This is a genomic window from Halohasta salina (assembly GCF_024178165.1).
Classification (GTDB): domain Archaea; phylum Halobacteriota; class Halobacteria; order Halobacteriales; family Haloferacaceae; genus Halohasta; species Halohasta salina.
Genome location: NZ_JAMZIE010000005.1, coordinates 54424 through 76158, shown reverse-complemented (window position 1 = coordinate 76158; position 21735 = coordinate 54424). Strand labels below are relative to the sequence as shown.

At 67.1% G+C, this 21735-nt stretch carries 20 protein-coding genes; 10 read left to right on the top strand and 10 right to left on the bottom strand.

What is annotated here, in order from left to right:
- Window positions 1–122 precede the first annotated feature (122 nt).
- The 4 genes from NKJ34_RS11610 (at window position 123) to NKJ34_RS11595 (ending at window position 6121) form a co-directional block, all read left to right on the top strand.
- Complete coding sequence (locus NKJ34_RS11610) at window positions 123–1574, top strand: DHH family phosphoesterase (RefSeq protein ID WP_253738465.1); 1452 nt, start codon at window positions 123–125, stop codon at window positions 1572–1574.
- Between the two features lie 44 nt (window positions 1575–1618).
- Entirely contained in the window at window positions 1619–2416 is a 798-nt protein-coding gene (locus NKJ34_RS11605; RefSeq protein WP_253738464.1) for a CBS domain-containing protein, read from the top strand.
- A gap of 79 nt (window positions 2417–2495) precedes the next feature.
- A complete protein-coding gene (locus NKJ34_RS11600) occupies window positions 2496–4499 on the top strand; it encodes a hydantoinase/oxoprolinase family protein (protein ID WP_253738463.1) in 2004 nt (667 codons plus the stop codon).
- Window positions 4496–6121 (top strand): hydantoinase B/oxoprolinase family protein, encoded by a 1626-nt coding sequence (locus NKJ34_RS11595; protein WP_253738462.1) that lies wholly within the window; start codon window positions 4496–4498, stop codon window positions 6119–6121. Before NKJ34_RS11600 ends, NKJ34_RS11595 begins: the two co-directional genes overlap by 4 nt.
- Here NKJ34_RS11595 and NKJ34_RS11590 read toward each other — a convergent pair whose 3' ends face one another.
- The 6 genes from NKJ34_RS11590 to folP all read right to left on the bottom strand — a co-directional run bounded on the left by NKJ34_RS11590 (window position 6122) and on the right by folP (window position 11741).
- Window positions 6122–6361 carry a DUF7543 family protein gene (locus NKJ34_RS11590; RefSeq protein ID WP_253738461.1) on the bottom strand — a complete coding sequence of 80 codons (240 nt, stop codon included), beginning with the start codon at window positions 6359–6361 and terminating at the stop codon, window positions 6122–6124.
- A 315-nt stretch (window positions 6362–6676) separates the two neighbouring features.
- Window positions 6677–7438, bottom strand: coding sequence for an archaeal proteasome endopeptidase complex subunit alpha (gene psmA / locus NKJ34_RS11585; RefSeq protein ID WP_253738460.1), 762 nt, complete (start codon window positions 7436–7438; stop codon window positions 6677–6679).
- A 7-nt stretch (window positions 7439–7445) separates the two neighbouring features.
- Window positions 7446–7925 (bottom strand): Rpp14/Pop5 family protein, encoded by a 480-nt coding sequence (locus NKJ34_RS11580; protein ID WP_253738459.1) that lies wholly within the window; start codon window positions 7923–7925, stop codon window positions 7446–7448.
- Window positions 7922–8560: a class I SAM-dependent methyltransferase gene (locus tag NKJ34_RS11575; RefSeq protein ID WP_253738458.1), complete on the bottom strand. Its 639-nt coding sequence runs from the start codon at window positions 8558–8560 to the stop codon at window positions 7922–7924. Before NKJ34_RS11575 ends, NKJ34_RS11580 begins: the two co-directional genes overlap by 4 nt.
- Entirely contained in the window at window positions 8544–9248 is a 705-nt protein-coding gene (locus NKJ34_RS11570) for an RNase P subunit p30 family protein (RefSeq protein WP_253738457.1), read from the bottom strand. The genes NKJ34_RS11575 and NKJ34_RS11570 overlap by 17 nt, the downstream gene beginning before the upstream one ends.
- 3 nt (window positions 9249–9251) lie before the next feature.
- The gene (gene folP, locus NKJ34_RS11565) at window positions 9252–11741 is read right to left on the bottom strand and encodes a dihydropteroate synthase (protein ID WP_253738456.1); all 2490 of its coding nucleotides are present in this window, start codon (window positions 11739–11741) and stop codon (window positions 9252–9254) included.
- Between the two features lie 103 nt (window positions 11742–11844).
- Between folP and NKJ34_RS11560 the strand changes: the two genes are divergently transcribed.
- The 4 genes from NKJ34_RS11560 to NKJ34_RS11545 all read left to right on the top strand — a co-directional run bounded on the left by NKJ34_RS11560 (window position 11845) and on the right by NKJ34_RS11545 (window position 17004).
- A complete protein-coding gene (locus NKJ34_RS11560) occupies window positions 11845–13482 on the top strand; it encodes a potassium channel family protein (protein ID WP_253738455.1) in 1638 nt (545 codons plus the stop codon).
- Window positions 13483–13529: 47 nt separating this feature from the next.
- On the top strand, window positions 13530–14738 hold the full coding sequence (locus tag NKJ34_RS11555; protein WP_253738454.1) for a potassium channel family protein: 1209 nt from the start codon (window positions 13530–13532) through the stop codon (window positions 14736–14738).
- Window positions 14739–14808: 70 nt separating this feature from the next.
- Window positions 14809–16056, top strand: a complete 1248-nt coding sequence (glyA, locus tag NKJ34_RS11550; RefSeq protein WP_253738453.1) for a serine hydroxymethyltransferase — start codon at window positions 14809–14811, stop codon at window positions 16054–16056.
- Window positions 16057–16110: 54 nt separating this feature from the next.
- Window positions 16111–17004, top strand: a complete 894-nt coding sequence (locus tag NKJ34_RS11545; protein ID WP_253738452.1) for a bifunctional methylenetetrahydrofolate dehydrogenase/methenyltetrahydrofolate cyclohydrolase — start codon at window positions 16111–16113, stop codon at window positions 17002–17004.
- Between the two features lie 74 nt (window positions 17005–17078).
- Here the strand turns inward: NKJ34_RS11545 and NKJ34_RS11540 are convergent, their stop codons facing one another.
- The 3 genes from NKJ34_RS11540 to NKJ34_RS11530 all read right to left on the bottom strand — a co-directional run bounded on the left by NKJ34_RS11540 (window position 17079) and on the right by NKJ34_RS11530 (window position 18631).
- Window positions 17079–17309: a DUF7385 family protein gene (locus NKJ34_RS11540; RefSeq protein WP_253738451.1), complete on the bottom strand. Its 231-nt coding sequence runs from the start codon at window positions 17307–17309 to the stop codon at window positions 17079–17081.
- A 58-nt stretch (window positions 17310–17367) separates the two neighbouring features.
- Window positions 17368–18078, bottom strand: coding sequence for a TFIIB-type zinc ribbon-containing protein (locus tag NKJ34_RS11535; protein ID WP_253738450.1), 711 nt, complete (start codon window positions 18076–18078; stop codon window positions 17368–17370).
- Window positions 18079–18343: 265 nt separating this feature from the next.
- Window positions 18344–18631: an amphi-Trp domain-containing protein gene (locus NKJ34_RS11530; protein WP_253738449.1), complete on the bottom strand. Its 288-nt coding sequence runs from the start codon at window positions 18629–18631 to the stop codon at window positions 18344–18346.
- Between the two features lie 192 nt (window positions 18632–18823).
- Between NKJ34_RS11530 and NKJ34_RS11525 the strand changes: the two genes are divergently transcribed.
- A complete protein-coding gene (locus NKJ34_RS11525) occupies window positions 18824–19099 on the top strand; it encodes a PadR family transcriptional regulator (protein ID WP_253738448.1) in 276 nt (91 codons plus the stop codon).
- A 31-nt stretch (window positions 19100–19130) separates the two neighbouring features.
- Here NKJ34_RS11525 and NKJ34_RS11520 read toward each other — a convergent pair whose 3' ends face one another.
- Window positions 19131–20303 (bottom strand): AI-2E family transporter, encoded by a 1173-nt coding sequence (locus NKJ34_RS11520; protein WP_253738447.1) that lies wholly within the window; start codon window positions 20301–20303, stop codon window positions 19131–19133.
- A gap of 122 nt (window positions 20304–20425) precedes the next feature.
- Here NKJ34_RS11520 and NKJ34_RS11515 point away from each other — a divergent pair, with 122 nt between their 5' ends.
- Complete coding sequence (locus NKJ34_RS11515; protein ID WP_256488734.1) at window positions 20426–21721, top strand: MgtC/SapB family protein; 1296 nt, start codon at window positions 20426–20428, stop codon at window positions 21719–21721.
- Window positions 21722–21735 lie beyond the last annotated feature (14 nt).

The following is a 21735-nucleotide window of genomic DNA, read 5'->3' as shown; positions in this document are numbered from 1 at the left end:
TCACCTAGTAGTGGCCTACTACGGCACCGTACTGACCGGCTACGTCGACGAAACGTGCGGAGTCGACCCGATCACGGGCCGACGACGGCACCGTTTTCCCGGTCGATCCCGTTCCAGCAGCTATGTTACGTCGGCTCGTCCTCGGGGACGGCGCACTCGGTCACACGCTCACCGACCGTGCGAGTGCCACCCCTGGCGACCTCTATGTCGTGACCACCGACAGCGGCTGGGTGACGACGCTCCGCGAGGAGGGTGTTGCGGCCATCGAGGGGGATCCGGCCGACCGGAGCCACTACCCGTCGACCGCCGACGTGGTCGTCGTTGCCGTCCCAGACTCCGACCGGGCCGAACGGATCGCCGCCGCCGCCCGCAGCGCCTTTCCGACTGCGACGCTGGTCGTGACTGCCGGCGTCGGTACGAGTGACGCCACCGTCGACCGACTGGCCGCCGTGGCCGACCGCGTGGTCGACTCGCGAGCGATGATGGCCGACCGCGTGGTCGGGGCCGTCGGCGACGACGCGCAGATGGGCGAGCTGCTGTCGTCGATCCGCTCGCTGTCGGGACCGCTGGCGGTCGTTGCCCACGACAATCCCGATCCCGACGCTATCGCCAGCGCGGTCGGCCTCGTCGCTATCGCCGAATCGATCGGCGTGCCGGCCGAAGCCTGCTACTTCGGCGACATTACCCATCAGGAAAACCGGGCGCTGGTCAACCTGCTTGACCTCCCGTTGTATCCGGCCGACGCCGAGAGCTTCGATCCCGAAGCCTACGGCGCGATCGCGCTGGTCGACCACGCTCAACCCGGCGTCAACGACAGCCTCCCCGAGGGGACGCCCGTGGAGATCGTCGTCGACCACCACCCGCCCCGGATGCCGATCGACGAGACCGACCGCTACGTCGACATCCGGCCGACGATCGGCTCGACGAGCACGATCATCACCGACTACCTCAGTCGGCTTGGGATCGACCCCGGCCGGGAGCTGTCGACCGCCCTGCTGTACGGGATCCAGACCGACACCAAGGGGTTTACGCGCGAGGTCTCGGCGGCGGACTTCGATGCGGCGGCGACCCTCTCGCCGACCGCCGACGCCGACGCTCTCAAACGGATCGAGTCGCCGAGTGTGACCGCTTCGGTCGTCGAGACGCTGGCGACCGCCATCGAGCGCCGGGACGTCCGTGACACTGCGCTGGCGACCTGTGTGGGGGCGATCACCGACCGGGATGCCCTCGCGCAGGCGGCCGACGAGCTGCTGAACATGGAGTCGATCACGACCGTCCTCGTCTACGGCTACACCGACGACACGATCTACGTCTCCGGCCGGACCCGCGGCGGTTCGGTCGACCTCGGGGCCGTGCTCAGAAACGCTCTCGATCGGATCGGCAGCGCCGGCGGTCACGCCAACATGGCGGGTGCACAGCTCCCGCTGGGGATCATCCGTGAGACCGGCGACGAAGAGTCGCTGACCGACGCCGTCCACGAACTGGTCGCCGAGCGGTTCTTCGCCGCCCTCGAAGCCGCCACCGAGCCGACGGCCTACATGGTCAACCCGCCGTTGGGCGGCCGCGAGGAGTAGCCCCGAGCGCTACGTTTTTCCACAGCTTCGGCCTACGCCCCTGTATGGACGGTACCCCCCACGTCGAGGAGTACATGACCCACGAGGTCTCGACGGTCGACCCCGAGGACTCGGTGGCGGCGGTCCGCGACCGGATCGCCGAAAGCCAGAGCCACAACGGGTTCCCGGTCTGCCGCGACCTGCTCGTCGAGGGCTTTGTCACCGCTCGGGACCTGCTTGCAGTCGACGGTGAGACCCCGATTCGGGATGTGATGAGTACCGACATCCTCGTCGCCGACCCCGAGATGCCGGTGACCGACGCCGGCCGGGTCATCCTACGGTCCGGGATCCAGAAGTTGCCGGTCGTCGACGACGAGGGCCGGCTGCTCGGTATTCTCTCGAATACCGACGTGATGCGGAGCCAGATCGAGCGGGTCACCCCCGAGAAGGTGGGCAAACTCCGGCGGAGCCTCGATCAGCTGCACGACGTCACGGTCAGCGAGGAGCGCCGGGAGGTCCCGCTGGCGGCGCTCACGCCGACCCAACAGCGGGTGTACGCCGACGAACTCGAAGGCCGGCGCTACGAACTCGAACGCGGCCTCGCCGAGCCACTGATCGTCATCGACAACACCGGCGCGGCCGCCACTCCCGATCTGTATCTCGCCGACGGCCACCACCGCGTGTTGGCCGCCGACAGCATGGACATCCCCGAGATGGACGCCTACGTGATCGTCCTCGAAGAGGCAGTCGACCTTGGGATGGCCAAAACGGCCGCCAAAGCGGGGCTGACCGAGATCGACGATATCGACATCGTCGACTACGCGCGCCACCCGCTGGTCGAGACGACCGAGCGGCTCCAGTAACCGACGGGCCGAACCACTAAGTCCGTCCGTCTCGGCCTCCGAGTATGCATACGGCAGGGTTCCGACGAGGTGACTCGCGGTGAGTGCCGACGACGCGTCGCCGGTCGTCGGCGTCGACGTCGGCGGCACGTTCACCGACGTGGTGCTGCTGGCCGACGGCGACGTGACGACGGCCAAGGTGCCGACGACCGACGACCAAAGCGAGGGCGTGATGACGGGCCTCCGGCAAGCCTGTTCGACCGCCGGGATCGAGCCGGTCGAGATCGCGGGCTTTAGCCACGCGATGACCGTCTCGGTCAACGCGCTGCTGGAGGAGGCCGGTGCGACTACTGCGCTGGTTACCACCGAGGGGTTCCGCGATATCTTGGAGATCGGCCGGCAGGACCGCCCCGCGCTGTACGATCTCGACGCCACCAAACCGACACCGCTGGTGCCCCGTCGACGGCGGTTCGAACTCGACGAGCGGGCGACCACCGAGGGGATCGATCGGCCAGTCGACGAAAGCGAGGTCGACGCGCTGGCCGACGAACTCGCCGCCAGCGATGTCGAGAGCGTCGCCGTCTGCCTGCTCCACGCCTACGCCCACCCCGACAACGAACGGCGGGTCGCCGACGCCCTCCGCGAACGGCTCGACGTGCCGGTGTCGGCCTCCCACGAGGTGCTCGCGGAGTTCCGCGAGTACGAACGCAGTTCGACGACGGTCGTCGACGCCTACGTCCGGCCGCCGATCCAGCGGTATCTCGCCCGACTCGACGAACGGGCTACCGAGGCGGGGGTCCCAACTCCCCGGATCATGCAGTCCAACGGCGGGATCGCCGACTCTGAGACCGTCAGACAGCGCGCAGTGACGACCGTACTGTCGGGGCCGGCCGCCGGCGTCATCGGTGCGACCGCTCTTGAAACCGACCGCGAGGGCGTGATCACCTTCGATATGGGCGGAACCTCCAGCGACGTGAGCCTCGTCCGGGGCGACGAGCCGGTGTTGACGACCGACGCCGCCATCGACGGCCGGCCGATCGGCGTCCCGATGGTCGACATCCACACCGTGGGCGCGGGCGGCGGCTCGATCGCCCGGGTCGACGCCGGCGGCGCGCTCCGCGTCGGGCCGGCCTCTGCGGGCGCATCCCCCGGCCCGGCGGCCTACGGCCGCGGCGGCACCGAGCCGACGGTCACTGACGCCAGCGTCGTGTTGGGCTACATCGGCCCGGAAGCCCGATTCGGCGGGGAGCTCTCGATCGACGCGTCGGCCGCCCGGAACGCCCTCAAGGAACTGGCCGCCGAGGCGGATCTCGCGGGGCCGACGGCGGCCGCCCGCGGCGTCTATCGGGTCGCCAACGCGGCCATGACGCGGGCGATCCGGGCGGTGACCGTCGAGGAAGGCCACGACCCCCGCCGGTTCGGACTCTGTGCGTTCGGTGGGTCTGGACCGATGCACGTTACGGCGATCGCCGAGCGGCTCGGCGTCGACCGCGTCGTCGTTCCCGCCGCCAGCGGTGTCCGGTCGGCGTTCGGCCTGTTGGCGGCCGACGAGAAACACGACGCCGCCCGGACCGTCCGGACGCCGCTCGCCGACTGCTCGCTGTCGGCCATCGAACCCCGACTCGACGAACTCCGCGAAGAGGTCGTCGACCGCGTCGCCAGCGGGACGCCGACCGTCGAGTACGCCGCGGATCTCCGTTACAGCGGCCAGAGCTTCGAGCTGACGGTGCCACTGGAACGGCCGTTCGACGCCACAGCCCTCGGCGCGGCGTTCAACGAGGCTCACGAATCGGCCGCCGGCTACCGGATGGACGACGCGGTCGACCTCGTGACCCTCCGGTCGACGGCCGTCGTCGAGCGCGAGCCGCCTGTGGTCGCCCACGACGCCTCGGGACCGGCCCACACCGGCGACCGGCCGGCGGTCTTCGACGGCAACCGCGTCGAGACGGCCGTCTACAGCCGATCGGGGCTCCCGGTCGGCCGCTCCGTCTCCGGGCCGGCGATCATCGAGGCCGACGAGTCGACGACGGTCCTCCGGCCCGACTGGGAGGCGACGGTCGCCACCGACGGGACGCTCCGACTCACACGGGAGGCGACAGCATGACCGCTCCCACACTCGACCCCGTGGAACTGGAGATCGTCCGCAATCAGCTCGAAGGCGTCGCCGAGGAGATGGGCCAGCTGCTGGTAGCCAGTGCCTACTCCCCCAACATCAAGGAGCGACGCGACTGCTCGACCGCGCTGTTCGACACCGACGGCCGGCTGGTCGCCCAAGCCGAACACATCCCGGTGCATCTGGGAGCGATGCCCGAGGCGGTCTCGGCCGTCCGCCAGCGCGATCCCAAGCCGGGTGACGTCTGGCTACTCAACGACCCCTTCGCCGGCGGCACCCACCTCCCGGATCTGACGATGGTCTCGCCGATGGCGGTCGACGGCGAGCGGCTCGGCTACGCCGTCTCGCGGGCTCACCACGCCGACGTCGGCGGGATGGCCCCCGGCAGCATGCCCGCTGGCGCCAGAGAGATCTATCAGGAGGGGCTCCGCGTTCCGCCGGTCCGGATCGTCGAGGCGGGCGAACGAAACGAGGAACTACTGTCGGTGCTGCTGGCGAACGTCCGGAACTCGGCCGAACGTCGGGCGGATCTCCGTGCCCAGATCGCCGCCAACGAGCGGGCCGCCGAGCGGTTCGCCGCGCTCCAGTCCGACCACGGCCGCGACCGGCTTCGGGCGGCGTTCGAGGCGGTCATCGACTACTCCAGCCAGCGTATGAGCGCTGCCATCAGCGAACTACCGAACGGTACCTACACCGCCGCCGACGTCCTCGAAGGCGACGGGATTTCGGCGGCCGATATCTCGATTAAGGTCTGTTTAACGATCAGTAACGACTCCCTAACGGTCGACTTCGACGGCACGGCCCCGCAGGTCGACGGCAACGTTAACGCACCGCGATCGGTCACGAAAAGCGCCGTCTACTTCGTCGTTCGAGCGGTGACCGACCCGGAGATTCCACCGAACCACGGCTGTTACCGACCCGTCTCGGTCGAGATCCCCACGGGCAGTGTGCTCGATCCGAAGCCGCCCGCGGCAGTCGTCGGTGGCAACGTCGAGACCAGCCAGCGGGTGACCGAGACGGTGCTGTCGGCGTTCGCCGAGGCGATCCCCGAGAAACTGCCGGCGCAGGGTCAGGGGACGATGAACAACCTCACGATCGGCAGCCGGGACGGCGACGGCTTCAGCTACTACGAGACGATCGGCGGCGGCTTCGGCGCGCGGCCGATCGCCGACGGGATGGACGGCGTGCAGGTCGGGATGACGAACACCCTGAACACGCCGATCGAGGCTCTCGAAGCCGAGTACCCGCTCCGGGTGAGACGGTACGGACTCCGGCCCGACAGCGGCGGCCGCGGCGAGTACCGCGGTGGCCTCGGCATCGAACGCCGCATCGAGGTCGACGTTCCCGCGACCGTCTCGTTGTTGACCGAGCGCCGACGCCACGCCCCTCGCGGCACCGCTGGCGGCGAAGACGGCGCTACCGGCGAAAACCTCGTCGACGGCGAACCCGTCGGGGCGAAAACGACGATCGAGGTCGACGCCGGAACGACGGTCACGGTCCGGACTCCCGGCGGGGGCGGATTCGGCCCGCCCGAAGCCCGCGATCCGGCGGCGATCGAGGGCGATCTGGCCGACGGAAAACGAACCGAACGGCGGGACGACGAGCCGCCGTAGCTACGCCGACTCCTCGTTCGGGTCGGCGCCGTTCTGCCACGATTCGACCAGTTCTTCGGCGGCCGACCGAGTGTCGACGATCTCGAAGGCGTAGCCTCGTCCCTCGTCGGCTTGGTGGAGCCGGTCGAGTCGGACCGCAAACCGGCCGTCGGTACGGCGGCGAAGGCGGATGGTCGCGTAGCCGTCGGCTCTGGTCCACTCTGTGAGCCCGTCGTCGGTCCTCGTTCGTTCCCAGTCCATACCCCTCTGAGGCCGACCGGCCACTTGCCTCACTCGGTTTGGGCGTGTGCGGTAGCCGGGTCGTCGCCGGTCGATCGGACGACCGTTCCGCAGTTCGGACAGACCGGGTAGCCGAAATCGTCGTATCGGTGCGCTTTCGGGACGATGTTACAGGCGGGACACGCGTTCGCGGAGAGCCACTGGAATCCCATAGAATGCGATGGCGCGGTTTCCTACCTAAGTAATCGGCTCCTACCGACCGACAGAGTATCAGTAGTCACACCGTACCGTCGACGCGCTGCAGTATTAGTCAGTCAGGCAAAAAGTAAACGCTGCCTACTCGTCGGTTTTGTCGTCGGCTTCGTCGTCGGCCAACAGTTCGTACTCCTCGAGGACGGCTTCGACCTCGTCGACGTCGTACTGCTGGTAGGACTCGTCGTCGACGGTAATCGTCGCTAGTCCGAGTCCGTCGGGTTCAAGCAGCTCGTCGGTAGCGTCCGACAACGCGCTGAGGGCGAGTTCGATCCCCTCATCGAGGGTGAGGTCCTCGTTGTATCGTTCTTCGAGGTACTCACGGATGTCCGCACGGTTCTCACCGATAGCGAGTGCTTTCCACTCGTATGGGGTACCCGACGGATCCGTCTCGAACAGTCGTGGCTCGCCGTTCTCGATGCCGCCGACCACCAGCGCGACACCGAACGGCCGAGCACCGCCGATCTGGGTGTACTGCTGGATGTAGTCGGTGACTGTCTTGGTTAACGTCTCGACACCCATCGCCTCGCCGTAGCGCAGGCGGTTGACCTGCGCCTGCCGCCGGGCGAAGTCGATCAACTGGCGGGCGTCGGCGACGTGGCCAGCCGAGGCCATCCCGATGTGGTCGTCGGCCTTGTGGAGCTTTTCGACGCTCTCGGGCTCCATGAGCGGCGAATGGCTGCGTTTGTCGGCGAGCAGTACGACTCCCTCGGCGGTCCGAACGCCGATCGACGCCGAGCCGCGTTTGACTGCTTCTCGGGCGTATTCGACCTGGTACAGTCGACCGTCCGGCGAGAAGATGGTGATGCCGCGGTCGTACGCCTGCTGTTGGGCTTGTCCCTGCATATATGTCTCACTCGAAATCGAGTTCCGTCGCACTCACGAACCCCGTCGGCATCGATACCTCGACCGCCTCGTCGCGGGCGTAGGCGGGCCGATCGGCGTCCGCGAAGGCCACGTGTCTCTGCTCGAAACGTCCGGTCCCGCGTCCTAAATACCTTTCCTCACAGGCGCGTACCGTCCCCGAAATCCCCCGTACGCTGAGGCCGACCGGCTCGCCATCGATGGCGTCGACACACGCCAGCGCCGCCCGTGCGGCGTCGGTCTCGCCCCGCCGGACCCGAAGCATCGTCTCGCCGGCGCCGTCGGCAAACGAGAAGCTATAGACGGTCAAGTCGGCCGCGGCGCTCCCCGGATCGCCCAGCAGATTCCCCGCGGCGTACCACAACTCCCGCTGAAACGTCCCGCGGTCGATCTCGGCGGCGGGCGTCGACTCGATGCCGACCGCGAGATACCGCCACCGCGGCCGGATATACTTTGGTAGGTGCTTCATAACGAGGTGTCTTCAGTCATTTCGCGGTCGACCGTCACCCGCTCGCCGACCAAGACGCCGACCTGTTCGTGGACACGTTCGACTGCCGTGAGTGCGAACCCGGCGTCGGTGAACATGTCGGCCAACGCACCGACCGTAGCCGGATCGTCGACGGCAGGCGTATAAAAGGGGTCGTCGGGATCGGCGTCGGCGAACAACATCACGTCGCCGAGGACGAACCGGCGCGGTTCGAGATCGGCGATGGTGTGGATCGCCGCTCGTTTGGCGTCATCGTCGAGGTGGTGGAGCGCGAAGTTCGAGGTGACGATGTCGACACGGCCCTCGACGTTCGGTTCGCGGAACCGTCCCTCGCCGAACTCGACGTTCTCGCACCCCTGTTTGTCGGCTTTTGCGACGGCTTGTTCGAGCATTCCCTCGCTGATGTCACGACCGACGACGTTGCCCGCCTCGGGTGCCAACGCGAGTGCGATCGCGCCGGTTCCGGTGCCGAGGTCGACGAGGCGGTCTTTCGGCGTCGGATCGGCGTGGTCGACGACGAGCGAACAGCAGGCGTGGTACTCCGGGCGTTTGTCGTCGTCGTAGCTCGCCGCTTGCTCCGTAAACCGGGCGGCGTGTTCCTCAACCGTCTTTCTCATATCTGCCCCGTTTGACCCCCGGCGCAATGAACGATTCGTCGGTTCGCTCCCGGTTTCGGGCGGCGAGCCGGCCCCATTCGGCGAGGCCGGTCTCGATCTGTGCGGCCGAAAAGCCGATCTGTTCGCCGAGGGCGATCAGTTCTCGCGGCGCGCGAAGACCGAAGTGGTCGGTCGCGTTCGCGCTGACGACGTAGGGCGTGTCGTACTGTTCGACCAGTTCACGAAGTTTGCGGAGCCCCCGGAGGGCTTGGACGCGCTGGCCGCCGCGTTCCCGCAGCACGGGCCCGAAGTCGAACTCCACCCGGACGCCGTGGGTGTCGGCTGCCCGTGCCAACACGTGGTTGAAATCGCCGTTTCCGGCCATCGGTCGCGTGAGGACATCGACCCGGTCCTGTTCGACGGCATACCGGTTCAGCGCGTTCGTCCCCCCACGGACCAGCAGAAGGGTACACGCTTCCCGGAAGTTGCCGATCGATCCCGCGACGCTGTCGGGGCTCTCGGCGTCGACCTCGATCCCCTCGACGACGTCGATGCCGTAGTGGTCGCCGATGGCGGCGGGGTCGTAGGCTGCCTCGCGCGTCCGGACGACCAGCCCGTCGTAGCCCTGACTCGCGGCGGTTTTGGCGTAGCGGCTGACGGTACTCGTTCCCTCGGGGTAGGCCGTGACCGCCTCGTAGAAGCCCGCCATCGGTTACTCGCCCCGTCGGTCGGTCGCCTGTTGGACGTCGACGGCCGCGCGGTTCTCGGCGACGTCGTGGACCCGGACGATGTCGGCCCCCCGGTCGGCGGCCAGTGCGGTCGCGGCGACGGTGGCTTCGAGGCGGTCGTCGGGGGTGCGGTCGACGTGGTCGAACATCGACTTGTGGGAGTGACCCACGAGGACCGGACAGCCCAGCGCGTCGAACTCCCCGAGCCTGCCGAGCAGTTCGAAGCTCTCGGTCGCCGTCTTCCCGAAGCCGAGGCCGGGGTCGACGATGATCCGCTCCCGTGGGATCCCGGCCTTCTCGGCCAGTAGGACCCGCTCGTCGAGCGCTTGGATCACGTCACCGACGACGTCCTCGTAGTCGACGTCTCTGTCGGGAACCACGGGGGTGTCGATGGAGTGCATGACGATCACCGGCACCTCGTGGTCGGCCGCCAAGAACCGCATTGCCGGGTCTTCGAGCCCCGCCACGTCGTTGAGGATGTCCGCGCCGGCCTCGAGGGCGGCTTCGGCGACCGCCGCCTTCCGGGTGTCGACCGAGATCCACGTATCGAGGTCGGAAACGGCCTCGATCACCGGCACGACGCGGTCGATCTCCTCGTCGATCGGCACCGGATCGGCCCCCGGTCGGGTGCTCTCGCCGCCGATATCGATGATATCCGCGCCCTCTGCGATCAGTTGCTTCGCCCCCTCGATCGCGGCCTCGCGGTCGAAAAACTCCCCGCCGTCGTGGAAGCTATCCGGGGTGACGTTGAGGATCCCCATGACGGCCGTCCCGTCGTCCCACGGATACTGCTGTGTCTCGGTCCCGTCGACCGCGTCGAGACCGACCTGCGTGCGGATCTCGTCGGCGATCCCACCGAGGCCGAACGGCCCGTCGTCGAGGGTCTCGGTCAACGCTCGGAACTGGGCTGTCGTCCCCGCCAGCACGATATCGTGGAGTTCGCCCGCGGCAGTGACACCGGAGATCCCACAGCTCCCGCCGAGCGAGCGGAGTTCCCGGTCGACGATCGTCGCCTGCCGGTCTTCGACCTGCATCGTGACGACGTGGTGAGCCGCGCGCTCGGCCTCGGTTTCGGCCGCGCCGTCGGGCAGATGGGCGTTCGCCAGCACCTCGTGGGCCGCCGCGGTGTCGTCGACGCGCTTGGGGACCGCCCGGCGAGTCATCGTCGTCCGGGCCTCCCCGACCGCGAACAACGAGCCACAGACCAGCAGGCAGTCGTCCGGACCGACCCGCTTGCGGGCCGTCTCGACGGCGTCGGCGACCGACGCGCCCGCGGTCACGTCGTCGACGCCGGCCTGTTCGAAGACGCGGGCGAGTACGGCTGGATCCTCGGCCCGTGGGTTGGCGGGCCGACAGGTCACCACCGAGTCGGCGGTCGGCAGCGTTTCTATCATCTCGATGTAGTTCTTGTCGCCCATGACGCCGAAGACGAGATGGAGGTCGTCGTACGCGAACGTCGACAGCGTCTCGGCCAGCGTCGCGGCCGCCTCGGGGTTGTGTGCCCCGTCGAGGACGGTCAGCGGCGCATCGCGCATGACCTCGAAGCGCCCCGGCCAGTGGGCGTTGCGGAGCCCACGACCGACGACGTCGGCGTCGAGGTCGACCGATTCGTCGCCCGACGATTCTACGGCTTGTCCGGCCAGCAGCACCGCGATCCCTGCGTTGAGCGCCTGATGTTCGCCGAGTAGGGGGAGCCGCACGTCGAGTGTGTCGACCCCGACGCCGGGGGAGTTGTCGGGCAGGTCGATCCGGGCGCTGGCCTCGGTGTGGTTGACCCGGCCCCCGTAGCGCACCGTGCAGTCGGACGCCTCGCCGCCTGCTGGGCCGACCGTCAGCAGGTCGCCCGCTTCGGCTCGGACCGCGTTGCGGGCTTCGCCGGTCGCCCCCGTGACCAGCGGCGTCTCGCCGCCGGGTGCGACTTTTGCCTTCGTCGTGGCGATCTCTTCGATGGTGTCGCCGAGGGTGTCCGTGTGTTCGAGGGTGACCGTCGTCACGCAGGCGGCGACGGGGTCGACCACGCTGGTGGCGTCGTACTCGCCGCCGAGGCCGACTTCGAGGACCGCGACGTCGCACTCTTCGCGGTCGAAGTACCAGATCCCCATCGTCGTCACCACCTCGAAGAACGTGAGGGGGTTGCCGTCGGCCGCACGGTCGACCAGCCACGGCCGAACCCGGTCGACGAACTCGGTGATCGCACTCGCGGTGATCGGCCGACCGTCGACCCGGATGCGCTCGTCGAGCGAAGAGAGATGCGGCGAGCTGTAGAGGCCGACCGACAGGCCGGCTTCCCGCAGGATCGATGCGACCATCTTCGCCGTACTGCCTTTGCCGTTGGAGCCGGCGATCTGGATGAACGGTAGATCGGCTCCCGGCTCGCCGAGTTCGGCGCGGAGGGCCGCGGTCGACTCGGTGCCGGGGCGAACCGCAAAACGGCGGAGGTCGAACAGGAAGTCCGCCGCCTCGTGGTAGTCCATACAGCGGGTTCCGACTGCCACAGGTTATCTGCTTCGGTGCAGGGTGACCGCAGCCGCCGACCGGCAGTGGTATTGATACGTCCGGGCGACGAGAGCCCCGTGTATGCGGCTTCCAACGCGCCGGACCGGGTTCTACCTCCTGTTGGTCGTCGCCACGACGCTGCTGTTCACGGTCGTGTACAACACCGGGATGGCCGTCTGGGAGGGCCGGACCCAACCGCTGTACCGCTCGCTTGAGGTCGTCATCCAGAGTTTCACGACGACGGGCTACGGCGAGGATGCGCCGTGGCAGACCCCCCAGATGAACGCCTTGGTGATCCTGATGCAGTTCGCCGGGATCGGCCTCATCCTGACGGCCGTCGACGTCTTCGCCGTCCCGTGGCTGCGGGAGGCGCTCTCGCCGACGGTTCCCGAGGTCGCCCCGGAGGTCTCCGACCACGTCGTCGTCTGTGGCCACACGCCACGGACCGAGGCGTTCCTCACCGAACTCGACGCCCGCGATCAGTCCTACGTGCTCGTCGAGCCCGACGAGGAGACCGCCGCCGACCGCTACGAGGCGGGTTATCAGGTTATCCACGGCGATCCCGAGTCGACCGCGGTGTTGGCCAACGCCCGGATCGGCGAGGCGGTCGCGGTCGTCGCCGACGAGGGCGACGACACCAACGCGAGCATCGCGCTGTCGGCCCACGACGTGGCGCCCGGTGTCAAGGTGATCACGCTGGTCACCGATTCGGCACTCAGACGCTACCACCGGGCCGCGGGCGTCGACGCCGTATTGTCCCCGCGGCAGTTGCTCGGCGAGAGCCTCGCTGCTCGGATCCCCACGACGGTCACCGCCGAGATCGAGTCGGGCATCCCGATCGGCGACGATTTCGAGCTGGTCGAGCTCGTGGTCGGTGCCGAAAGCGAGTTCGCCGGCCGCCGCTTCGAGGCGGCCCGGCTCCGCGAGCGGTTCGGCATCACCGTCATCGGGGCGTGGTTCAACGGCGCGTTCGTGACGCCGGTCGACGCCGCCGACACGCTCGATCCCGGCGCTCGGCTGCTCGTCGCGGGCGAACCCACTGCACTCGAGGCGCTCCGGGACGCGACCGCCGCCACGGTCCGGGAGTTTGCGACCCAGCACGTCCTGCTGGCTGGGCACGGCGACGCCGGCGAGGCGGCCGCGGCCGCCCTCCGAGAGGCCGGCAGCGAGCTGTCGGTCCTCGATATCGAGTCGGGACCGGCCGTCGACACCGTCGGCGATGCCCGCGACCCGGACGTCCTCGAGGCCGCGGGGATCGAGGCGGCCGACGCGCTGGTGGTGACGGTTGCCGACGACACGACCGCGATCTTCGTGACGCTGATCGCCCGCGAGCTGAACCCGGATCTCGAGATCGTCGTCCGGGCCAACGAGCGGGCCGGCGTCGACAAGCTCTACCGGGCGGGGGCGGACTACGTCCAGTCGCTGGCGTCGATCAGCGGCCGGATGCTGGCCGAGACAGTCTTCGACGATGAGGCGGTGTTGGCCTACAGCAAACAGGTCAGCGTCGTCCGGCTCCCCGCCGGCGGGCTGGCTGGCACCACCCTCGCAGCCGAGGCGGTCCGTACCGAGACCGGGAGCACCGTCATCGCGGTGTTGCGGGACGGCGAGACGATCACCGACGTCGACCCCCAGCAGTTCACTTTCGAACGCGGCGACGACGTGATCATCGCCGGCGACGACGACGCCATCAGGCGATTCGAGGACCGATACACAGCGTAGCCGGCCGTCCGGTGAACGTTTTTGTAGTCGGCCGGTGTCCTCTCGGTATGGACCAGCCAGCAGGTGAGGCTCCGTCGACGCCGGTCGAGTACGAGCCGGTCAGCGTCAAGGACCTGCTCGTCGAGATGAAAGACACCGCCGAGCTGTTGATCGATCTCGCCTACTCCGCGGTCCTCCACCGCAACGAGGAGCTCGCCGCCGAGGTGCTCCGGCTCGAACACACGATGGACGTGCTGGAAATCCGGGCCCAGATGAGCCTGCTGATGGCCGCCCGGAGCCCGTCAGATGCCGAGACGCTCGCGCCGGTGTTGGGGATCGTCACCGCGACCGAACAGATCAGCGACGCCGCCGGCGACATCGCCAAGATCGTCCGCGAGGACATCGGCCTCCCCGAGGCGATGCGGGCGGCGCTCCCGGAGGCCGTCGAGACGCTGGTTCGGGGGGTCGTCGACGAGTCGTCGCCGTACGCCGGCCGGACGCTGTGGGACCTCGACCTCGAATCCGAAACCGGTGTCCGGGTGATTGCCCTGCGGCGTGGCGACGACTGGCTGCTCAATCCCGGCCGGGACACCGAGATCACCGCCGGCGACGTCGCCTTCCTCCGCGGTCCCGATACGGCCGTCGGCGACGTCTACGAGACGCTGGCGTCGAACCCCTACGATCCGCCCGAGCCCGACGTACCGGCCATCGAGGATCTCGAACGCGCGGTCGACACCATTCTCCACATGAAGAACCTCTCGGAGCTGGCGGTCGACCTCGCCTACAGCAGCGTGCTGTTCGACGACGCCGAACTCGCCGAGGAGGTGAGTAACTTGGAGGTCGAGGTCGACGGCCTCGAATCCCGCTTCGAGGCGTGGGTGCTGGGGGCCGCCGCCGACGCCGCCGACCCCGTGGCCCTCCGTGGGTTGATCCACCTCGGCACCAGTACCGAGGTGATCAGCGACGCCGCCTACGACATCAGTCAGGGGGTCCTCCGGGAGATCGAGGTCCACCCAGTGGTCCAACTCGCCGTCCAGGAGAGCGACGAGATCATCACCCGCGTGGTGGTCGACGACGATAGCGACCTCGACGGCACCACGATCACCGCGGGGCTCCCCGAGGCCGACGTGACGATGTCGGTCATCGCGATCCGGCGGCCGGGCGACGGCTGGATCCTCGTCGCCGACGCCGACGCCGAACTCCGGGGTGGCGACGTCATTATCGCCAAAGGAACCCGGACTGCGGCCGACCAGTTCGGCGCGTTAGCCGACGCGTAATCCGAGCGGTTCGAGGTGTTAGCCGACGCCTAACGAACCACTTATTGGAGTGAGAAGCCCCCATCTAGGTATGAACTACGAGCAGGTCCGGTCGGTCGACCCGGCGGTCGCAGACGCCCTCGAAGGCGAGGATTCCCGGCAGGAAAACACGTTGGCGATGATTGCCAGCGAGAACCACGTCAGCAAAGCCGTCCTCGAAGCACAGGGCAGCGCACTGACCAACAAGTACGCCGAAGGCTATCCCGGCAAGCGCTACTACGCCGGCTGTGAGTACGCCGACGACATCGAACAGCTTGCCATCGACCGCGCCAAGGAGCTGTGGGGTGCCGAACACGTCAACGTCCAGCCCCACTCCGGGACGCAGGCCAACCAGTCGGTCTACTTCGCGACGCTCGAACCGGGCGACAAGATCCTCTCCTTAGATCTGACCCACGGCGGCCACCTCAGCCACGGTCACCCCGCGAACTTCGTCGGCCAGTTCTACGAGGTCGAACAGTACGAGGTCGACCCCGAGACGGGCTACGTCGACTACGAAGGGCTCGCCGAGATGGCCGACGAGTTCGAACCGGATATGATCGTCTCCGGCTACTCCGCCTATCCGCGAGAGGTCGAGTGGGAGACGATCCAGGACGTCGCCGACGACGTGGGGGCCTACCATCTCGCCGACATCGCCCACATCACCGGCCTCGTCGCCGCGGGCGTCCATCAGTCGCCGGTCGGCGTCGCCGACTTCGTGACGGGCTCGACCCACAAGACGATCCGTGCCGGTCGCGGCGGCATCGTGATGACGGACGAGGAACACGCCGACGACATCGACAACGCCGTCTTCCCTGGCGGTCAGGGCGGCCCGCTGATGCACAACGTCGCCGGCAAGGCGGTCGGCTTCGCTGAAGCTCTCGAACCCGAGTTCGAGGAGTACGCCCAGCAGGTCGTCGACAACGCCGCGGTGCTCGCCGAGACGTTCGCCGACCACGGCTTCGAAGTGGTGTCTGGCGGCACCGACACGCACCTCGTCCTCGTGGACCTCCGTGAATCCCATCCCGACCTGCCGGGTGGCGACGCCGAAGACGCGCTGGCCGAGGCTGGCATCGTGCTCAACGCCAATACGGTGCCGGGCGAGACGCGCTCGCCGTTCAACCCCAGCGGCATCCGCGCCGGAACACCCGCGCTCACGACGCGTGGCTTCGGCCCCGAGGAGATCGCCGAAGTCGGCGATCTGATTTATAAGGTCGTCGACAACCACGACGACGAGGAAGTTATTGCGGAGGTTAGCGACCGCGTCGACGAACTGTGTGACGCCCACCCGCTGTACGAATAGCGCTACCGCCCCGCTTCCGAATCCTTTTGCCGATTGCCCGCCGTCTATCGCCTAATGACCGAGATTATCGACGGCAAGGCCGTCGCAAGCGATATCCGCGAGGAGATCACCGGCTGTGTCGAGAACCTCGAAGCCGAGGGGGTCACCCCCGGGCTGGCCACGGTGTTGATGAGCGACGACGCCGCCAGCGAGACCTACGTCTCGATGAAACAGCGGGACTGCGAGGAGGTCGGCATCAACGGCATCCACGTCGAGATCGACCCCGAGGCCCCCGCCAAGGAACTCTTTGATACTATCGACGACCTCAACAACGACCCCGAGGTCAACGGGATTTTGGTCCAGCTGCCGGTGCCGGACCACGTCGACAAACGCGAGGTCATCCGCGCGATCGACCCCGCCAAGGACGTCGACGGCTTCCACCCCGAGAACGTCGGTCGACTGGTCGCCGGCGACGCCCGATTCAAACCCTGCACGCCTCACGGTGTCCAGAAACTGCTCGAATACTACGAGATCGAAACTGAAGGCGCTGATGCAGTCGTTGTTGGCCGCTCGGATATCGTCGGCAAACCGCTGGCGAACCTCTTCATCCAGAAGGCCCCACAGGGCAACGCCACGACGACGGTCTGTCACTCCCGGACTGACGACCTTGCGGCCAAGACGGGCGACGCCGACATCGTCGTCGCCGCCGCGGGCGTCCCGGAGTTCATCGACGGCTCGATGATCCAAGAGGGCGCGACGGTCATCGACGTGGGTGTCAACCGTGTGGATGCGGACAACGACAAGGGCTACGCGCTCGTGGGCGACGTCGACTACGAGAGCGCCGAAGCAGTCGCGGGTGCGATCACGCCGGTCCCTGGTGGCGTCGGCCCGATGACCCGTGCAATGCTGCTGTACAACACGGTTAAAGCTGCCAGCGAGCAGGCGGGCGTCGACGTCGAGCTTCCGTAGACGCGTCGTCGGTTTGCTTCCGCTATCGGTCGACGCCTCGTTATTCACCGACTACTTGTGTATTCGACTCACGGTCAGTGCCGGAACATGTAGACGCCGTCCTCCTGATTCAACAGACAGAACCGCGCCCCGTCGTTTTCGGGAAACGTCGTCCCGCGCTTCTTCGTGACGAACAGCCGGTCGAACACCTCCGAACAGACCGGACAGGCCACGTCTTTCCGGTTGTCGTAGAGCCCGGTGTCGCCCGTGTCTTTCAGCTGTTTCATCTCGTGGCGGTGGTCGTGGACGTCGAACGGCTCGGGCATACCGTCACGATAACAGCCGACCGTGTTGGTGTTTTCGGGGTTTCCGTCGACCTGCTCACTACAGCCGTCTGAGGCGGTCCCGAGCGGACGCCAGCGCGTCGGCTTCGCCGGTTCGGAGATAGTCACCGATCTCGCGGGCGGCATCGACCAGCGTGTCGGCCGTGTCGACCGGGATATCCCCCTGTAAGGCCTCGGCGCGCTTGAGTTGCTCCCGGAGCGAGCCGAGGGTGTTCGTCGCCTCGGGATCCGGATGGTCGTCGAGCCACGTCCGCAGATCCCGGCGGTAGGCCTCGATTGCCTCGGCAACCCCGAGCCCTCTGGCGGCTGCGAGCGATCCCGGTAGCTCCGATTCCGGCGGCCACTCGCCGGCAGCGGCCCCGTCGAGTAGTTCGAGCACGTACAGTTCCTCGGCTTCGGTCGGCCCGCGACCCCGGGCGGCTATATCAGCCGCCTGTAGCAGTTCTCTGACGGCGAGATACCGGTCGTCTAGCGGCCGAAGCTCGCCGCCATTGATGAATCCGCGCGTGTTCGTGTAGCTTCGGAGTCGGTCTTTGAGGTCATCGACCACGTGAGCCAGCGGCTCGCTCGCCAGTCGCTGACGGATCGGCTCTATCTCCAACTCGGCTGCCCCGTCGGTGTGGAGCTGCCGGCGCTCGTCGACGCCGACACTCCGAATGGCTCCGCAGTCCGGACACCGGATGGCCCCCGTCTCGTAGTAGGACCACTGTCGGCCACAGGCCTGACACTCTCTGGTACCCCGTATCTCCATACCGCTCGTTTTTTCGCAATGATAAAAACAGTTAGTGGCCTCCCTCGGACGTGTTACGTATGCGTGTTTTCTCAGAATCATATATGATAACTATATGGACACATTTATACATGTCCGGTGACCAGTTGACAATGACGCTTCGCTTTGGAGGGCCGAAGCGTCAGCGGGGACCACAACGGAACGGATGCGCACACCTTCTGTGCTGCTTACGTTCCCCTTTTGAGTAATCATCGCCTACTCGACGTCGACTTTCAGTAGCCGTCGGCTACTCGACGCTGAGCGAACCGTCGGCCCCGTCGGTCGACCCGCCTTCGCGCCACTCGATCTCGAGTTCCAACGACCGTTCGGCGTTGCCGCCGCTGCTGTCGGTTTCGCGTTCGGCCTTCACCTCGAAGGTGGGCCGTTCGGGGACCTCTAGGGTCACGCTGTCGCTCCCGGCCGATAGCGTCACGGCTTCGTGGGCCGACAGTTTGTCGGCGACTGCTCGCAGGTAGTCGGCGATCTCCGCGCGGGACTGTGTCGACTCCGATTTGAACAAGACCTCTTCAGGCATACCTGTCCCAACGCTCGGCACCCTCATAAATAATGAGCCCATTACGTGTCTGTTTTTGTGCATTTCGGCACTGCACACGCAACCGGACTCTCGCCGAAAATCGGGACACACGACCGGTAGATCCGCCGACTGCCGACATCCGGTCGGTAAATTTATTTATTTTAGAGAATAATCTGTACGTGGACATTACCGATGTACGACCTGACAGGATTCCAGCGCGATCTGCTCTACGTGATCGCCGGCCTCGACGACCCCCACGGGCTGGCGATCAAGGAGGAACTCGAGGAGTACTACGAAAAGGAGATCCACCACGGCCGGCTGTATCCGAACCTCGATACGCTGGTCGACAAGGGGCTCGTCGAGAAGGGCCAACAGGACCGCCGGACCAACTTCTATACGATGACTCGCCGGGGTCGGCGGGAGATCGACGCCCGTTCGGACTGGGAATCGCAGTATCTGACTGCCTGAGACCCCCTCCGATCCGAGCCCTCCAGCCCCGCTACTCGCCGTCGTTGCCCTCCGCGGTCGGTTCGCCGGCCGGTGGTGAGCCGTCGGTTGCACGTGGCCGTCGCATCCCGACCAGCGGCATCGGTGGCGTCGACCGCTCGGTCAACAGCGCCGGCAGGACGATCCGGGCGAACTGGACCACCAACACCAACAGGACCGGCATGAGGAACAGGCCGTACCAGCCGAACAGCAGCGGCCCCAGCGTGTAGGCCAACATGAGCGCGCCGACGTGGACGTTCTGTCCGGAGACGTAGGGCCGCAACACGAGATCCGGAATCGAGTCGACGACGACCAACGAGACGATGAAGAAGGCGGCGACGAACCAGAGGCTCTCGGTGGCGGCGGTCGTGAGGCTCTGGATCGCCATATAGCCGCCGACCGGCACGTAGACAAGTTTCATGCCGACGACCGGGATGAGGCTCGCAACCCCGGCCAGTAGACCGACCAGTGCCGCCGCGGGGATCGCTACATCGTTCGGCGCGACGACATTGAGTAGCGAGTAGATGATCACCCCGATGGTGCCGGTGAACACCGCGTTGAGGATGTTCCCGAAGAAGATGTCTTTGAGATCCCGGTCGACGGCGACGAGATACTGTCGGAACAGGGTCCCCTTCTCGCCGAAAGCATTCAGCAGCCAGCCGGCAATCCGGTGGTCGTCACGCAGCAGATAGAACGCGAGGGCGACCATCGCAAACAGGTTGATCGCCGCCACCGCCAGCACGGTTGCCGTCTCGACGGCGGAGGCCAACGAGTCGACCACCGAACTCACCAGTTCCGTGGTCAGAAACTGCGAGAGGTCGGCCGAGGCGAGCGCTGTCGGATCGGCGAGGCGGTCGAAGACCGTGGGATCGAGCCCGAAATCTTCGGGGTTGAGTGCGGTCGTCTCCGTGAGGTCGTTGAACTGCCGCACGACGATCAACAGCGCGTAGCCCACCAGCGCGAGGGCGGGCAGCGCGAGGGCGAAAATCGAGATCCCGGCCGCGATGGACGGCTCGCCGACCCGGCCCTCGATCCGGTCGTACACCGGCCGGGTCGCATAGTAGAGGAACAGCCCGAAAACGAGCGTCCCGACGAACGCCTGCACGACGTAGGCCACGGCACCGAGGAGGCCGATCCCAACGAGCACCCAGACCGGATGCTCGCGGAGCGTCGACTGAAGCGACATAACTAGCGACTAACGGGACACAAAAAAAGAACGTCGACTCCCTGTCGGTGGTGGGATCGGCTGGTGGTGTCGACCACTGGGTCGGCGGTGTGTTCAAACCGCTGGCGACCCAACAAGTGTGGATGGTCGCGGCGCTCCTTCGGACGGGGACGTTTTTCGGGGTCTCCTTCGGCGAGCCGGTGATCCGGCTGGCGATGGCCGCAGCACTCGGGTTGTTTCTCGGTCTCGAACGCGAGTGGTCCGACAAACCCGCCGGGATTCGGACCTTCTCGTTGACCAGCCTGCTCGGTGCCGTGTTTACGATCATCGCAACCGAGACCGCCTACGGCACACTGTTGCTCGCTGTCGGGGGGTTGTTCGTGATCTCACAGGCGCTTTTGATCGGGGTGCTGGGCCTGCTCCCGGATCGTTCGCCCGATTCGCTCTCGTTGACGACTGCGGTGTCGCTGTTCGTCAGCTACGGCGTCGGCGTGTTGGTCGCCTCGGGGTTCGTCCTCGAAGGCGTCACGGTGGCCGTGTTGTCGTCGACGCTGCTCGTGCTCAAACGCGAACTCCACGGGATTGCGGGTGGGCTTTCGCGGGAGGAACTCCAGTCGGCCATCGAGTTCGCCATCCTCGCGTTCGTCATCTATCCGCTGCTCCCGGCGGGTGTCATGGAGGTCGGGCCGGTCCCCTTCGAGCCACGGATCGCGTGGCTGATGGTCGTCACGGTGGCGGGGATCGGTATCGTCAACTACGCGTTGGTCCGGAGCTACGGCGGGCGAGGCATCGCCGTCACCGGCTTTTTCGGTGGGCTGGCCTCCTCGGCGGCGGTCGTCGGCGCGATGCTCGACTACGTCCAGCAGGAACACGAAGCCGTCCAGTACGGCGTCGCGGCGGTACTGTTGGCCAACGCCGCGATGGCCCTCCGGAACCTCGGGATCGCCGTCGCGTTCACCATCTCGGCGGGGCCGATCCTCTACGGTGTGGTCGCCCCGCTGGGCGTCCTCGTGGTCGGGAGCTTCGTCGTCGCCTGGCTGATCGCCGACTGGGACCAACAGGTCGACATGACGTTTGCCAGCCCGTTTTCGCTCCGCAACGCGTTGGCCTTCGGCTCGGTGTTTCTCTTTATTCTCGCCGGGAGCACGGTCGCACAGGCGACGTTCGGCACCGCCGGGCTCTACGTGAGCGCGCTCGTCTCCGGGTTGGTCTCCTCGGCGGGCGTGACCACCTCCGCAGTGTTGTTGTTTCGGTCCGGAACGATCGCCGCTCCCGAGACGGCGGTGACGATCCTGCTGGCGACTGCCGCTAGCGTCCTCGTGAAGGTCGGCCTGTCGACGGCCGGTCCCACACGGTTCCGGCGGGGCGTCACGCTCTGGAGCGGCGTCCTGTTGGCGCTGTCGGGACTCGTCGCGGTCGGCGTGATCGGCTGGCCGTAGCGTTCCTTCGGTTG